The sequence below is a fragment of the Sorangium sp. So ce448 genome (assembly GCF_051520915.1).
GTDB classification, from domain to species: domain Bacteria; phylum Myxococcota_A; class Polyangia; order Polyangiales; family Polyangiaceae; genus Sorangium; species Sorangium cellulosum_B.
In genome coordinates, this window is the sequence record NZ_CP150343.1 from 6307547 (window position 1) to 6322477 (window position 14931).

At 72.5% G+C, this 14931-nt stretch carries 14 protein-coding genes; 5 read left to right on the forward strand and 9 right to left on the reverse strand.

The annotated features are described in order from the left end of the window. The first annotated feature begins 14 nt into the window (after positions 1-14). Complete coding sequence (locus WMF45_RS23725; RefSeq protein ID WP_437719119.1) at positions 15-608, forward strand: Uma2 family endonuclease; 594 nt, start codon at positions 15-17, stop codon at positions 606-608. Between the two features lie 34 nt (positions 609-642). Here WMF45_RS23725 and WMF45_RS23730 read toward each other — a convergent pair whose 3' ends face one another. The 5 genes from WMF45_RS23730 to WMF45_RS23750 form a co-directional block, all read right to left on the reverse strand. Next, positions 643-1260, reverse strand: coding sequence for a thiamine phosphate synthase (locus WMF45_RS23730; RefSeq protein WP_437719120.1), 618 nt, complete (start codon positions 1258-1260; stop codon positions 643-645). A 28-nt stretch (positions 1261-1288) separates the two neighbouring features. Then, positions 1289-1606 (reverse strand): hypothetical protein, encoded by a 318-nt coding sequence (locus WMF45_RS23735; RefSeq protein WP_437719121.1) that lies wholly within the window; start codon positions 1604-1606, stop codon positions 1289-1291. Positions 1607-1712: 106 nt separating this feature from the next. Then, on the reverse strand, positions 1713-2984 hold the full coding sequence (locus tag WMF45_RS23740) for a glycosyltransferase family 4 protein (RefSeq protein ID WP_437719122.1): 1272 nt from the start codon (positions 2982-2984) through the stop codon (positions 1713-1715). A 262-nt stretch (positions 2985-3246) separates the two neighbouring features. Next, positions 3247-4512, reverse strand: a complete 1266-nt coding sequence (locus WMF45_RS23745; RefSeq protein ID WP_437719123.1) for a glycosyltransferase — start codon at positions 4510-4512, stop codon at positions 3247-3249. A gap of 300 nt (positions 4513-4812) precedes the next feature. Beyond that, on the reverse strand, positions 4813-5595 hold the full coding sequence (locus WMF45_RS23750; protein ID WP_437554954.1) for a thiazole synthase: 783 nt from the start codon (positions 5593-5595) through the stop codon (positions 4813-4815). 123 nt (positions 5596-5718) lie between these two features. On the opposite strand from WMF45_RS23750, the gene WMF45_RS23755 reads away from it, so the two are divergent. The 4 genes from WMF45_RS23755 (at position 5719) to WMF45_RS23770 (ending at position 10506) form a co-directional block, all read left to right on the forward strand. Then, a complete protein-coding gene (locus WMF45_RS23755; protein WP_437719124.1) occupies positions 5719-6417 on the forward strand; it encodes a hypothetical protein in 699 nt (232 codons plus the stop codon). Continuing rightward, positions 6404-7399, forward strand: a complete 996-nt coding sequence (locus WMF45_RS23760) for a matrixin family metalloprotease (protein WP_437719125.1) — start codon at positions 6404-6406, stop codon at positions 7397-7399. Before WMF45_RS23755 ends, WMF45_RS23760 begins: the two co-directional genes overlap by 14 nt. Before the next feature lie 17 nt (positions 7400-7416). Then, the gene (locus WMF45_RS23765) at positions 7417-8607 is read left to right on the forward strand and encodes an HRDC domain-containing protein (protein ID WP_437719572.1); all 1191 of its coding nucleotides are present in this window, start codon (positions 7417-7419) and stop codon (positions 8605-8607) included. Between the two features lie 144 nt (positions 8608-8751). Beyond that, entirely contained in the window at positions 8752-10506 is a 1755-nt protein-coding gene (locus WMF45_RS23770) for a mechanosensitive ion channel family protein (protein ID WP_437719126.1), read from the forward strand. On the opposite strand, the gene bioB is transcribed toward WMF45_RS23770, so the two are convergent. The 4 genes from bioB to thiC all read right to left on the reverse strand — a co-directional run bounded on the left by bioB (position 10448) and on the right by thiC (position 14887). Continuing rightward, on the reverse strand, positions 10448-11497 hold the full coding sequence (gene bioB, locus WMF45_RS23775) for a biotin synthase BioB (RefSeq protein ID WP_437719127.1): 1050 nt from the start codon (positions 11495-11497) through the stop codon (positions 10448-10450). The genes WMF45_RS23770 and bioB overlap by 59 nt on opposite strands. Before the next feature lie 133 nt (positions 11498-11630). Beyond that, positions 11631-12683: a type IV pilus twitching motility protein PilT gene (locus WMF45_RS23780; protein WP_437719128.1), complete on the reverse strand. Its 1053-nt coding sequence runs from the start codon at positions 12681-12683 to the stop codon at positions 11631-11633. A gap of 123 nt (positions 12684-12806) precedes the next feature. Beyond that, positions 12807-13505, reverse strand: coding sequence for a thiamine biosynthesis protein (locus WMF45_RS23785; protein ID WP_437719129.1), 699 nt, complete (start codon positions 13503-13505; stop codon positions 12807-12809). Continuing rightward, positions 13502-14887 (reverse strand): phosphomethylpyrimidine synthase ThiC, encoded by a 1386-nt coding sequence (gene thiC, locus WMF45_RS23790; protein WP_437719573.1) that lies wholly within the window; start codon positions 14885-14887, stop codon positions 13502-13504. Before thiC ends, WMF45_RS23785 begins: the two co-directional genes overlap by 4 nt. Between the last annotated feature and the right edge of the window lie 44 nt (positions 14888-14931).

Genomic DNA, 14931 nt, shown 5'->3' on the forward strand with positions numbered 1-14931 from the left:
GCTAGGATCTGACGATGAGCGCGCAGCCCCCGTTATTTCCAGGCAATGCGCCCGAGGTGGAGGCCGCGTTCCAGGCCGTGCCGGACGAGATGGTGGCCGAGATCCTCGACGGGGAGCTGTACACGTTCCCGCGGCCGGCGCGGCCGCACACGCGGACGGCGTCGCTCCTGGGCTCAAGTCTCACGGGCCCCTTCGATCGCGGTAGAGGCGGACCTGGCGGCTGGGTCATCCTCGACGAGCCCGAGCTCCACCTCGGACCGCGGCCTGACAAGGTCGTCCCCGATCTCGCCGGCTGGCGTCGGGAGCGCATGCCCGACCCGCTCGGCCCGGAGGACGCGCCTGCGCACTACGACGTCGCGCCCGACTGGGTCTGCGAGGTGATCTCCCCGCGCACCGAGCGCGTCGACCGGGGCAAGAAGATGCGGATCTACCGCCGCGAAAGGGTCCGCCACGCCTGGCTGATCAACCCGGTGGCGCAGACGCTCGAGGTCTACCGGATCGACGACGGCCGGTGGTCCTTGCTCGACACGTACGAAGGCGACGAGATCGTGCGGCCCGAGCCGTTCGACGCGCTCGATCTGCCGCTCGCCGACCTCTGGGCGCGGTGATCACCGGCCGGGCCTGTCGGCGCGGAGCCGCAGCTCACCCCGCGCGCGGCGCCGGCAGCGCGCCGCCGAAGTCGGCGCGGATGGCGGCCACCCCGTCCGCGCCCGCCTCGAGGCAGGCCGGCGCCAAGGCCGCGTCGATGCCGCCTAGGGCGAGGAGCGCGACGTTGCACGAGGTCGCGGCCAGGCGGGCCCGCGCCTCGCGCAGGGCCGCGAGGCCGAGCGGCTGGCCCTTGCCGGGCGTAGCGAAGATCGGCGAGAGCACGGCAGCGTCCGCGCCGGCCTCGGCCGCCCGGAGAACGTCGTCGACGCCGTGGCACGCGACGGAGACGAAGGCGTCCGCCCCGAGCAGGGCGCGCGCGTCGGCCACCGCGACCGAACGGCCGCCGAGGTGGACGCCGTCCGCGCCAAGGAGGAGCGCCAGATCCAGGCGATCGTTGACGAGGAACGAGGCGCCGAGCGCGGCGGTGGCGTCGCGCAGGCGCCTGCCGAGCGCGTGGAGCGCCGCGCCGGAGAGCTCGGGATCGCGGAGCTGCACCGCCACGCGGGCGCGGGCCTCGGGGGGCAGAGCGCCGAACGCCGAGAGCCGCGCCAGCAAGACCGGCTCCGGGACGTCCGACGCCTGGGTGATGAGGGTCAACCTGGGGGTGAGCATGGCCGTCCTCCAGCGCGCCGGCGGCGCGTCATCGCGCTCCGTCGCCCGCGGGGCGCTCTGCCGGGGCGCCCGCCTCGCCGAGCGCCTCGAGATCCTGCCGGGCCATCCCGGCGAACCGGCTGGCAGGATACCGCTCGACAAGGAAACGCAAGGTGTCGACCTGGGCGCGGCGATCGCCGCTCGCCTTGAAGCGCTCGGCCAGCGCGTACAGGGCCTCGCTCGGGTCCTCGTACACGCGGCGATCCGGGTCGACCTCGCTCGCGCACTGGTAAGGCGCCTGCGCGACGGCGGCGAAGATCGCGATGGAGCCGAAGGCCGCGCGGAAGCCGGTGAACACGAGCGGCATTCGCCGATGAACGAGCGCGAGCGTCAAGAGGACGCCGCGACCCCGGCGACGCCGCTCTTCCTGCCGAGCCGCGCGGGACCGCTCGGCCGGGCGGCCGGCGACGGGGCTAGTTGAGGGACGCGCCCGTCCGGGCGGCGCCGTTCTCGAACCCGCCCTTCGAGGCCGGGGCGCCGAAGGGCGCGTCGCCCGTGTCCTGACCGCCCGTGCTCGACAGGGGCTCGCCGCAGGCGCGCAGGAGCGACTCGTGGAGGGCGCGCGCGCTGTCATCCCAGTCGCGCCGGCCGGCGAGCTCCGCGATCCGCTCCGGGTCGTAGTCGGCCCGGGCGGCACGGAGCAGCGCATCCATCAGCACGCCCCGGTTCCCCGGCGGGATGAGCTCGCCGAGCTCGGCGCTGCGCAGGACGTCTGGGATGCCTCCCACGCTCGTCGCGACCACGCGGCGCCCCGAGGCGAGCGCCTCGAGCAGGACGTTGGGCGTCCCCTCGTGCTTGCTCGGGAGCGCGAGGGCGTCGCACGCGCCGAGCCACAGCGACACCTGATCGTGCGGCAAGTAGCCGGTCACCGTCAGCCGGCCGCCCAGACGGGCGGCGGCGGCCCTGCACGCCTGCTCCTCGGCGCCGCTGCCCACGAGCGCCAGCTCGATGTCCGGGTGGACCGGCGCGAGCCGCTCGAACGCCTCGATCAGATCGAGCACGCCCTTGTCGCGGCTCAGGTGGCCGACGAAGACGATCAGCCGCGAGCTCGGCGACCTCCCGAGCGCGGCGCGCGCCTCGGCGCGGTTGCGAGGCTGGAACGTCTTCACGTCGACGCCGTTCATCACGATGTCGATGCGATCGCGCGGCACGCCGAGCGCCTCGACCCCGTCCGCGAGCTTGCGGCTGACCGTGACCACCCGGGCGGCGCGCGTGAGCCCCCAGCCGAGCGGCCGTCGCAGCCGCCGGTCGCGCGGGATCACGTCGATGTCCGAGCCGTGTGTCTTGATCACGGCCGGCACCCCGAGCAATCGCCCCAGACAGACCGCGGCAAAGCCGTCCGGGTAGGCGAAAGCCCCGACGATCACGTCGGGCAACGGGCCGCGCCCGATGAGCTCCGGGAGCATCGACGCCGCATACAGCGGGCCGTTCAGCACGGGCGCGATCCTCGGCACATAGAGGTACCGCGGGTGCCGGACCGCCAGCCCATCGATGACCTCCTCGCGCGGCGCGCTGGCGCCGATAGGCCACTTCGAGAGGCGCGCCATGCCGGGGAACCACGGAATCGTCGCGAGCACCCGGACGTCGCAGTAGCGCGACAGCGCGGCGAACTGCCGCCGATTGTACGGCGCCTCGTCCGGGTGAACCGCGTTCGGAAAGATCTTCGTGATCAGCAAAACGCGCATCCGCCGCAAGAGCTCCTCCTCTCCGAGCGGGCGAGCGCCTCGAAAGAGGACGTCGTTCGCGCTCGGAATCGTATTCGGTCTAGCCAGTCTCGCTCAGTCTCGTCAATCGCGCCAATGTCGCTCGGTCTCGCCAACCTCGGTCAGCCCCGTTCAGCGCCCCATTTTGCCTCGCTCAGCATCGTTCGATGTCCCATTTTGCCTCGCTCAGCATCGTATTCGCCCTGGTCAGGTTCGATTCGGTCTCACCTGGTGTCGTATGTCGTTACACGTCCAGACCGACCCGATGACCAACCCGTCCGTTGCCGTCGTCCCGTCCAGCGGCCGGCCCGGAGGCCCCCGTGGGGGTCGACCACGCGCGGGCCCGGGACGGGGCGTCGCCCCCGCGCCGCCTGGCGATGAGCTCGTCGAACAGGCGCACATGCCCGTCGACCATTGCTTCCAGGCTGAATTGCTCTGTGAACTTCGCGGGGCCGCGCGCGCGCGCTCGCTCGCGGAGCTCCCCGTCGCGGGCGACCTGCGCGAGGTGCTCGACGAGCGCGCCAGGGTCCTTCGAGGGGACGAGGAACCCGTCGACGCCGTGCTCGACGATCTCGGGGACGCCGCCGACGCGGCTCGCCACGATTGGCTTTCCGAGCGCGAGCGCCTCGAGCAGCGCGAGCGGCAGCCCCTCCCAGAGCGACGGGAGCACGTAGGCGTCGAACGCCGAGACGAGCTCCGGCACGTCGGAGCGATACCCCGGGAAGATCACCCGGTCGCCGAGCCCGGCGTCCCTGGCGCGCTGCTCCAGCCCCGGCCGGAGCGGGCCGTCGCCGGCGATGACGAAACGCGCCTCCGGCGCGCGCCGCAGCACCTCGGGCGCCGCCTCGAGGAGGTAACGGAGCCCCTTCTGCTCGATGTGCACAACGGCGCACCCGAACACGAACTCCCGCTCGCCGATGCCGAGCTCCGCGCGGATGCGCGCGCCCGCGCCGCTCTCGCGGGCGCGGGCGAAGCGCGTCCCGTCGATACCGTTGTGGATGACGCGGACCGGCGCGCGGACCTTCACGTCGTCGACAAGGATGCGCCTGAGGTCGTGCGACACCGCGACCATCTCGTCGGCGAGGTAGGCGTAGTAGCCGAACTTGCGACGATCGAAGCCCTTCGCCCGGTTGATCTGGTTGTGCTCCGAGTAGACGACCAGCGGCCGATTCCGGAGCAGGCGCGCCGCGAAGCCAGCGAAGATGAGCGGAGCACGGTTGTGGACGTGGACGATATCGACCGAGCGCTGGTGAAAGAAGCGCCGGATCCACAGCAGCGCCTCAGGATCGCTCTTGAGGCCCGGCAGCACCGGCCGGAGGTCCTTCGTGATCACGAGGCACTTCGAGCGGGGGAGCTTGACCTCCGAGAACAGCCGTCCCTCGCCGTCGAGGCAGATCAGCGAGAGGTCGAAGCCGTGATCGCCGAGGCGATCGAGGAGGCTCAGCACCACCTTCTCGAGCCCGCCGACCTCGAGGTTGTTCACGACCATGCAGACGTTGGGCTTGCTCATATTCTCCTGAGCGGACCGTCAGGTCGCCGCGGTCGTCGTCGGAGCGCCATGACGCGCCACGACAGCGTGTCGACCGTGCGATGAGCGTTCCGTGTCATTTTGGCTCAGGTAGGTGAGCGTATCATGACATGCCGATGCTGTTCGCTTGACGTGGCGGCGTCGCAGCAGCGCCGTGCTGGACGTCGGACTTGCTCGTTCATCATCCCTCATCGCACCCGCGAGCGCCTCCTCATCGGTGGAATACGCCGGGAACGCGAGCGCGCGGGGATCGAGGTGCGGGGCCACACCCGCAGCGCCGCGCTACAGCGCGGCGATCTTGCCCTGCTCCGGCGAGGACGCCGTCGCATAGAGCTTCTTCGGCATCCGCCCCGCGAGATACGCCATCCGACCGGCCCTCACCGCGTCCTTCATCGCCTGCGCCATCAAGATCGGGTCCCGCGCGCCCGCGATGGCCGTGTTCATCAATACCCCATCACACCCGAGCTCCATCGCCACCGCGGCGTCGCTCGCTGTCCCGACTCCCGCGTCCACGATCACCGGCACCTTCGCCGTCTCTCGGATGATCATCAGGTTGTACGGGTTGCGGATGCCGAGCCCGCTGCCGATCGGCGCCGCCAGGGGCATCACGGCCGCGCACCCGATGTCTTCCAGCTTACGACAGACGATCGGGTCGTCCATGCAATAGGGCAGCACCGTGAAGCCTTCCTTCACCAGGATCCGCGCCGCCTCGAGCGTCGCCTCGTTGTCCGGGAACAGCGTCCGTTCGTCGCCGATGACTTCGAGCTTCACGAGCTCGGACAGACCGAGCTCGCGCGCGAGCCGGCAGGTGCGGACCGCGTCCTCGACGGTATAGCAACCGGCCGTGTTCGGCAGGATCGTGACGCGTCCCTGCTGGAGCAGCGACATCATCGACCCCTCGCCCCGTTCCTTCAAATTGACGCGGCGGAGGGCCACCGTGACGACCTCCGCGCCGGACGCTTCGAGCGCGCGACGGGTCTCATCCAGGTCCTTGTACTTGCCCGTCCCCACGAAGAGGCGGGAAGTGAACGTGTATTTGCCGATCGTCAACGCGTCGCTCGTCATCGCAGGCTCCTCGGGTCTCGACCCAGACGATCTGCTAGTCGGACCGGGACACAGGGTCCAGCGCGTCGACGAAAACCGGCGCTTCCGGCGCGCCTCGCTCGGCAGCATGGTATCTTTGCGCCCATGTCTCCCAGAGCTCTTGGCATAGCCCTCCTCGTCGCGTTGCCTCCAGCGCTCACGCTCACGCCCTTCCCGACAGCGGACAGCCATGCGCAGGCCGGCCAGGAACGCGCCGGGGTGAGCCGCAGCGCGCTGCTGTCCGGGCCGCGCGCGGCGCAGGCGGCCGTGGCGATTCAGCTCTCGCTGGACGAGCTCGTCGCGGCGGCCTCGTACGTCGTGGTCGCGACCGCGCTCGAGCAGCGCAGCCAGTGGGAAGAGCTCGGCGGGGCCCGGAGGATCGTCACCTACACCCGCCTGTCGATCGATCGGACCGTGGCCGGACAGCCCGACGGCGAGGTCTGGGTCAGGACGCTCGGGGGCGTGGTCGGGGACGTCGGACAGCACGTGTCGGGCGACGCGCAGATCGCGCTCGGCGCGCAGGCGATGGTCTTCGTCTCCAGGGTGGGCTCGGCCCTGGTCGTCTCCGGGATGGCCCAGGGCCACTACCCCGTCGTCGACGGCGAGGAGAAGCCCACGGTCGCAGGCGGGGCCGGCGCGCGGCGCATCGCCGTGCGGCGGCTGGCTGCGAGCCCCGACAGCGGGACCGTCCTGCCGCGGCCGGGCCCCGCGATCTCGGCCCGCGAGCAGCTCATCGGCGCGGCGCTCGACACGGCGATCGACGCGGTGAACCAGGCATGGAAGGCGAAGCATGCGCAGAAGTGACCTCGCGCCGCGCCCCGCTGGCGCGCGCCGCCCCGCGCGCGCCCACGCCATCGCCGCAGCCTGCAGCGCGCTCGTCGCCGCGGCGCTCGCCTACCCCGGGGACGCCCTGGCCTTCTGCCGCACGAGCGTCTGTCCGCCGGAGAAGACAGCGTCGGGGAAGGCGGAGACCGCGGCGGTCTGCACGCCGCCGCAGGGCAACGACTGCGGCACCCCGCTCGCCTGGCCTTCGCCGTGCGTGAGCTACTCCCTCCAGGAGGACGCCTCGGTCCAGGTGTCGCTCCAGGAGGCGGAGGCGATCTTCGAGCAGGCGTTCGCCGCGTGGACGGAGGCCGACTGCGGCGACGGGCAAACCCCGCGCATGGAGGTCACCTACCTGGGCCCGGTCGCGTGCGACGCGCACGAGTACAACAAGCGCAAGGCGAACGCGAACATCATCATGTTCCGGGACGACGGGTGGCCGTACCTCGACAGCGGGAACACGCTCGCGCTCACGACCGTCACCTACCACCTCAAGACCGGCGAGATCTATGACGCGGACATGGAGGTCAACTCGTTCGACGTGGTGCTCTCGCAAGGCGACGACGGCGGCACGTTCGACCTCCTGAGCATCGCCACCCACGAGGCCGGGCATTTCCTCGGGCTCTCGCACTCGATCGAGCCGGGCGCGACCATGGTCACGGGCTACCAGCCGGGGCTCAGCGACCTTTCCCAGGACGACCGCGACGGGATCTGCGCGGTGTACCCGCCCGGGGAGCCGATCAAGGGCTGCGACCCCACGCCGCGCCACGGCTTCTCTGCCCTGTGCGCCGCGGATCAGCCCGAGGTGAAGGAGTCGGACGGCTGCGCCGCGGCCCCGCGCGGCGACGCTGGCCAGGGCGGGCGCGGCGGAGAGCTCGTCCTCGTCGCGCTCGCGCTGGTCGGCGTGGCCGTGCGGGCGAGGCGCGGCGCGGCAGCGCGGGCGGGCCGGGAGGAGGCCTGCTGAGCCAGAGCCCTCCCGTCCTGGTCGAGCGCGAAGGCGAGCTCGCCCGGCTGGTCGAGCGCGCCAGCCGCGCCGACGCGCTCGCGGTCGACGTGGAGGCCAACGGGCTGTTCGCGTACCGGCCGCGGCTCTGCACCGTCCAGCTCGCCTTTCGCGAGGGGGACGACATCGCGATCGGGGTCGTCGACGCGCTCCGCGTGCCTGTCGCGCCGCTCGCGCGGCTCCTCGGGGCCGCGGGCCCGCCCAAGGTGCTGCACGACCTCACCTTCGACGCGCGCATGCTCGCCGAGGCGGGCGCGCCGCTCGCTGGCGCGCACGACACCTCGGTCGCCGCGCGCATGCTGGGGTGCGCGGCGACGGGGCTCGCCGCGCTGCTCCTCTCGGAGCTCGACGTGAAGGTCGACAAGCAGCTCCAGCAGCACGACTGGGGGCGCAGGCCGATCGAGGACGCCGAGCTGCGCTACCTGGCCGACGACGTGCGCCACCTGCTCTCGCTCCGCGCGCGGCTCGCGGAGCGCAGCCGCGCCCTCGGGATCGACGAGGAGATCGAGGAGGAGTGCGCCTACAAGCTCGCGACCGCCCTCGGGCCGCCGCGCGATCCGCGGCCCGCCTACGCGCGCATCAAGGGGGCCCAGGCGCTCGATCCGCAGGGCCGGGCGATCCTGCGGCGGCTCGTGGCGGCGCGCGAGGCCGTCGCCGAGGGGGCCGACGTGCCCTCTTTCAAGATCGTCGCCAGCGAGGTGCTGCTCGAGCTCGCGCAGCGGAGGCCTGCCAGCGCAGACGACGTGCGCGCGATCCGCGGGGCCGCGGCGGGCCGCGCGGCCGGGTGCGTCGCGGCGTGGCTCCGCGCGGTCGAGCTGGGGCGCAGCGACGGCGACGTGCCCGAGGGCGAGCGCGCCCTCTTCCAGCAAGCCCGCCCGCCCCGGAAGGAGCTCGCCGCGCGGCGCGCGGTGGAGACCCGGGTCGCGGCGTGGCGCAGGGCCGAGGCGAAGGCGCGGAAGGTGGACGAGCAGGTCGTGCTGCCCGGTCACTGCGCGCAGGATCTCGCGGAGATCGCGCTGGCGGAGGGCCACGCCGGGGACGAGGCGATCGCCGCCGCGATCGCGCGCATCCCGGGGCTCGGCGCGGGACGGCTCGCGCGTTACGGCCGCGCGCTCGCGACGCTCGTGGCCGCGGCGCGGCCGGGCGAGCCGCCAGCCGCCGCGAGGTAGCGCCGCGCGTCGGCCACGTGTCGGTTCCGCGCGTCCGCGATCCCCTGCGCGATCTCCGACACGTGGAGCCCGCTGCGAGCGAGCGCACGTGGCGCGCGCGCCGCCCGGTCGACAGAGCCGCCGGGCGATGGAATAGCAGGGCCCATGCCCTCGACCGATCACCCCAAGGCGCCGAGGAGGCTCCGCCTCTGGCCGCCGGCGATGTGGCTCCGCGCCGCGTTCGCCTTCGCGCTCGTGTTCGGGTGCGCCCTTCTGGGAGCGAGCGCCGGAGAGCTGTCCCCTCCGCCGCCCCCGCCGTCGCCGCCGCCCGCGGCGAACGCCGAGGTCGGCCCGGAGCCGGAGGCGACCCCGGTCGCGCCCGACTCGCCTCGAGCCTCCATGCGCAGCTTCGTCGAGCTGTGCCGCGCGGGCGACTACGCCGAGGCCGCGCGCTACCTGGACGTGCCGCCGAGGGCGAACGGCGAGGAGCTCGCGCAGAAGCTCAAGGCGGTGCTCGATCGGCACCTCTGGCTGGACGTGGAGACGCTCTCGCCGCAGCCGCAGGGGGACACGCAGGACAACCTCGGGGCCAGCGTGGAGCAGCTCGGCAAGATCCCGACGCGGACGGGGTCCCAGCCGGTGCGCCTCGTGCGGCGCACGACGCCCGACGGCGTGCGCTGGATCTTCTCGCGCGCCACGGTGGAGCGCGTCGACGAGTGGTACGCGCGGCTCGAAGATCGCTGGCTCCGCGATCACCTGCCGCCGGCGCTCCTGCGCCCCGGCCCGCGCGAGCTGCTCTGGTGGCAGTGGCTCGCGCTGCCGGTCCTCGCGGTGGCCGGCTGGCTCGTCGGCGCGGTGCTGAGCTACCTCGTCCGCGCCGTGCTCCGCCGCGTCATCGCGGGGACGGAGTCCACGCTCAACGCGGTGCTCCTCGCGGCACGCGGTCCGTTCACGTTCGCGGCGGCGCTCCTCGTGATCACGGCCGCGCTCCCGTGGCTCGGGCTCTACCTGCCGGCCGAGGAGTTCCTCGACAAGGTGCTGCGCGCCGGCGTCTTCGTCGCCGTGTTCTGGTTCGCCCTGCGCACGATCGACGCCGTCGGCGGCCGCCTGCTCGCCGCCCCCGCGACGCGCGACAACCCCGCGGCGCGCTCGCTCGTGCCGCTCATGGGGCGGATCGCGAAGGTCTCGATCGTGATCATCGGCGTGATCGCCGTGCTCTCGGAGCTCGGCTACCCGGTGGCGAGCCTCATCGCCGGCCTCGGCATCGGCGGCGTCGCGCTGGCCCTCGCCGCGCAGAAGACGGTGGAGAACCTCTTCGGCTCGGTCGCGATCGGCATCGACCGGCCGTTCCAGGTCGGCGACTTCGTGAAGGTGGACGCGCTCCTCGGCACGGTCGAGAGCATCGGGCTCCGCTCGACGCGGATCCGCACGCTCGATCGTACCGTCGTCACGATCCCGAACGGCAAGCTGGCCGATCTCCAGATCGAGTCGTTCACGGCGCGCGACAGGATCCGCCTCGCCTGCGTGCTGGGGCTCGATCGCGACACGTCGCCCGAGCAGCTCCGCGCCATCGTGGAAGAGTGCGAGCGCGCGCTGCGGGAGCACCCGAAGACCTGGACCGAGGACGTCGTTGTGCGCTTCATCGGCGTCGGCCCCTCGTCGCTCGACGTCGAGGTGATGGCCTGGTTCCGGACGAGCGACTTCGCGGAGTTCCGGGACGTCCGGCAGGCGATGCTGATCACCTTCCTGCAGATCATCGACATGGCCGGGTCGAGGCTCGCGTACCCGACGCACACGCTGCACGTCGCGCCGCGCGGAGGGGAAGTCCCGCAGCCGGAGGGGGCCTCGGCGGGAGGTACGGCTAACGGGCAGCGCGCGCCGCGGCGGGCGCCATCGGCTGAAGCCCCGCCTTCTCGATGAGCGCGCGGTCCTCGTCCTCGCCGGGGTTCGGCGTCGTGAGCAGCCTGTCTCCGTAGAAGATCGAGTTCGCCCCCGCGTACATGCAGAGCAGCTGCGTCTCGCGCGAGAGCTCCGTCCGCCCCGCGGACAGGCGCACCATCGCGCGCGGCATCATGACCCGCGCGACCGCGATCATCCGGACGAACTCGATCGGATCGACCGGCGGGAGGCTCTCGAGGGGCGTCCCCGGCGAGCGCACGAGGGCGTTGATCGGCACGCTCTCCGGGTGGGGGTCGAGGCGCGCGAGCTCGACGAGCATCTCGCAGCGGTCGGCGATCGACTCGCCCATGCCGATGATGCCGCCCGAGCAGACGGTGATGCCTGCGCGCCGGACGTTGCGCAGGGTGACGAGCCGCTCGTCGTACGTGCGCGTCGAGATGATGGTTTTGTACGCCTTCCGCGAGGTGTCGAGGTTGTGGTTGTAGGCGTCGAGGCCGGCCTCCTTCAGGCGGCGCGCCTGGTCGTCGGTGAGCATGCCGAGCGTGCAGCACGCCTCGAGGCCGAGGGCCTTCACGCCGCGCACCATGTCGAGGACGCGCTCGAAGGCGGGGCCGTCCTTCACCTCGCGCCACGCGGCGCCCATGCAGAACCGCGTCGAGCCGCCGTCGCGGGCGCGCTCCGCGGCGGCGAGGACCGCGCCGACGTCGAGCATGCGCTCCGGCCCGACCTCGGTCTCGTAGTGGCTCGACTGCGGGCAATAGGCGCAGTCCTCGGGGCAGCCGCCCGTCTTGACGCTGAGCAGGGTGCAGAGCTGGACCTCGTGCTCGCCGTGGAACGCGCGGTGGACCGCGCGGGCGCGGTCGATCAGCTCGAAGAGCGGGAGGTCGTGCAGGGCGACCGCCTGCTGGGCGGTCCAGTCGTGGCGGGGCGCGCCCGCCGACGGGGCGTGCCCGGCCGGGCCGCTGCATCCATTCCTGTGCTCCGCCGCCTCTCGTTCGATCCCTTCGAGCATGGGCTCGCTCATAGCCGGGCTTGAGGCGCCGCCGCAAGCAAGGCGCGACAGGGAGGGAGCGCCTGGCGTCCCCGGCGTCCTTGACGGCTCGAAATTCTGCTCTGTTCTGGCGGTCTTGACCCGATTGACGCCTCTAGAGCGCCGTTACCGCCTTCGCCGTCTCCTTGGCGATGGTCCCCTGCGCGACGAGCTGCCTGAGGTGCGCGTCGAAGGTCTGCATGCCGTACGGCGTGACCCCCTTCTCCATCAGCTCGCGCAGCGACGGGCTCCCGTCCGGCCGGCGGATCGCCTCGCGCACCGCGGCCGTCCCGACGAGCACCTCGGCGGCGAGGACCTCCCCCGCGCCGTCGCGGCGAGGGAGCAGGCGCTGCGCGACGATGCCATGGAGACAGTCGGCCAGCCGGTCGCGCACCTCGCTCGGGCTCTTACCGAGCGCGATCAGCCGCCCGAGCGCGCGCGTGACGTCCGCCGAGCTGACCGCCGCGAGCACGAGGTGCCCTGTCTCCGCGGCGTGAAGCGCGAGATCCAGCGACTCGCCGTCGCGGAGCGCGCTGATGAGCACGACGTCCGGGTCCTGCCGCAGCGCGGAGCGCAGCGCGGTCGGGAAATCCGCGGTGTCGACGCCGATCTCGCGCTGGCTCACGCTGGAGCGGTTGTCCTCGTGCACGTGCTCGATCGGATCCTCCAGCGTCACGATGTGGCGCGGCAGGGTCGCGTTGATGTGCCCGACGAACGCGGCGAGGGTCGTGCTCTTGCCGCTGCCGGCCGTGCCCGCGACGAGGACGAGGCCGTGTTCGTGCTCCACCATCGCCCGGACCGCCGAGGGTACGCCCAGCTCCTCGAACGTCGGGATCTTGAGCGGGATGCTCCGCAGGATGATCGCGAGCGAGCCGCGCTGGCGATAGATGTTCACGCGAAACCGGCCGAGGCCCGGTACGACGTACGCGGCGTCGAGCTCCTGGAGCGTGGCGAGCAGCTCGCGCGAAGGGCGCCCGGCGAGCAGCACCCGCGCGGCGGCCTCGCTGTCCTCGGGCCGGATCCTGTCGACGCGGAAGTAGACCATGTCGCCGCGCACCCGCGCGCCCGGCGGCTGACCGACCTTGAGGTGGATGTCGCTGGCGTGGGCGGCAAGCGCCTTGCCGAGGAGCTGATGGAGGAAGGCCTCGGAGGTGTACGGCGTCGTCACGGGGGGCAAGGTACCAAATTGGAACCCGACCGGCCCAAAGCGCGGCTGCACGAACCGAAAGCCGACAGGGCGCCGCGCCGCCGCGCGGGACGGCCGCGCGGCCCGGGACCGCCGCGCGGGACGTCAGGGACGCGGCGCCGCCGGGCCTCCCGCGGCGCCCGCGACGGAGCCCTCGGGATCCAGATCTGCCGGAATACGGAGAGGATCGACGAGCCCCCGCTCGGCGAGCGCGCGCGCCGCCGAGATGGCGAGCGCGCGCTGGTCCGAGGGGAGGTCGCGCCGGCCCGACAGCTCGACCAGGGCCGCGGCCGCGCCGCGCGCCCCGTCCGGGTCGAGCGGCTCGCGCGGGCGCGGTGGCCGCCCGGCGATCCCGAGGAGCGCCTCGAGCAGGGGCGGAAGCGACGGCCCGGACGCCGCGCGGGCGCGCTCGGCGAGCGGCCCGAGCGCCAGGTCGGCGTCATCGGCGTACGGCAGCGCCCGCAGGGCCGTGAGCGTGATGTCGCCGCCGTCGTCGAGCGCGGCGAGGAGGCCGGAGGCGCCCTCGGCCTCGGCCAGCCGGGCGCACTCCAGCGGGTCGTCCCCCGCGGCGAGGCGCCAGCGGGGATCGGTGAGGCGGGGGCTCGGCGGGCGCGGCGCCTGGGAGGGCGAGGCGGCGGCCGAGGCGGGCGACGCAGAGGCGCGAGGGGCGCTCCCCTGCTCGCGGCGACAGCCGAGGGGCGCGAGCAGGACGAGCGCGACGGACGCGACGAAGGCGAGGCGCGCCGCGACAGGCCCCCTCCGCCGCGCGCGGCGGACGCCCTCGCGGCCCCTCCCCTGCTTCACGGCTGATCGAGGACGGAGAGCGACCGCTTCGTGGGCGCGTTCTCGGGCTCCTGCCGCGCGTTGTACTCGTCGACCACCCGGTTGATGTGCATCGAGCAGAACTTCGGCCCGCACATCGAGCAGAACTCCGAGGTCTTGAAGTACTCCTGGGGGAGCGTCTCGTCGTGCATCGCCTGGGCCGTCTCCGGATCGAGCGAGAGCGCGAACTGCTGCTTCCAGTCGAAGGCGTAGCGGGCGCGGCTCAGCGCGTCGTCGCGATCCCGCGCGCCCGGGCGCTTCCGCGCCACGTCCGCGGCGTGGGCCGCGATCTTGTACGCGATGAGGCCCTGCTTGACGTCCTCGGGGTTCGGCAGGCCGAGGTGCTCCTTCGGCGTCACGTAGCAGAGCATCGCGGCGCCCGCGAAGCCGGCCATCGTGGCGCCGATGCAGCTCGTGATGTGGTCATAGCCAGGCGCGAAGTCGGTGACGAGCGGGCCGAGCACGTAGAACGGCGCCTCGTGACAGAGCTCCATCTCCTTCTGCACGTTCATCGCGATCTGATCGAACGGCACGTGCCCGGGGCCCTCGATCATCACCTGCACGTCCTTCTCCCAGGCGCGCTTCGTGAGCTCGCCGAGCGTCTTCAGCTCGGCGAACTGGGCCGCGTCGCTGGCGTCGTGGAGGCAGCCGGGGCGGAGGCCGTCGCCCGCCGAGATCGTGACGTCGTACTTGGCGCAGACCTCGAGCACCTTGTCCCAGTGGGTGTAGAACGGGTTCTGCTTGTGGTGCTCGATCATCCACTGCGCCATGATCGAGCCGCCGCGCGAGACGATGCCGGTGATCCGGCCCTTCACGAGCGGCAGGTGCTCGAGCAGCACGCCCGCGTGGATCGTGAAATAATCGACCCCCTGCTTCGCCTGATGCTCGAGCATGTCGATGAGGTCCGCGGCCGTCATCTTGTCGGTGCCCTTGCACGCCTCGAGCGCCTGGTAGATCGGCACCGTCCCGATCGGCACAGGGGAGTCCGCGATGATCGCGCGGCGGATGCCGTCGATGTCGCCCCCGGTCGACAGGTCCATCACGGTGTCTGCGCCGTACTTGATGGAGTAGCGCAGCTTCTCGAGCTCGCCGCTCACGTCGCTCGTGGTCTGGCTGTTGCCGATGTTCGCGTTCACCTTGCAGAGCGACGCGATGCCGATGCACATCGGCTCGAGGTTCAGGTGGTTCTTGTTCGCGGGGATGATCATCCGGCCGCGCGCGACCTCGCTGCGGATGAGCTCGGGCGAGAGCTTCTCACGGCGGGCGACGTACTCCATCTCCTCCGTGACGACGCCCTTCCTCGCGAAGTGCATCTGGCTCTGGTTCGGGCTCCCGGCGCGCTTGCTCACCCATTCGGACCGCAACATCGACGACCTCGCTTTCGAGGTGGGCGGTTTAGGTCGCGACC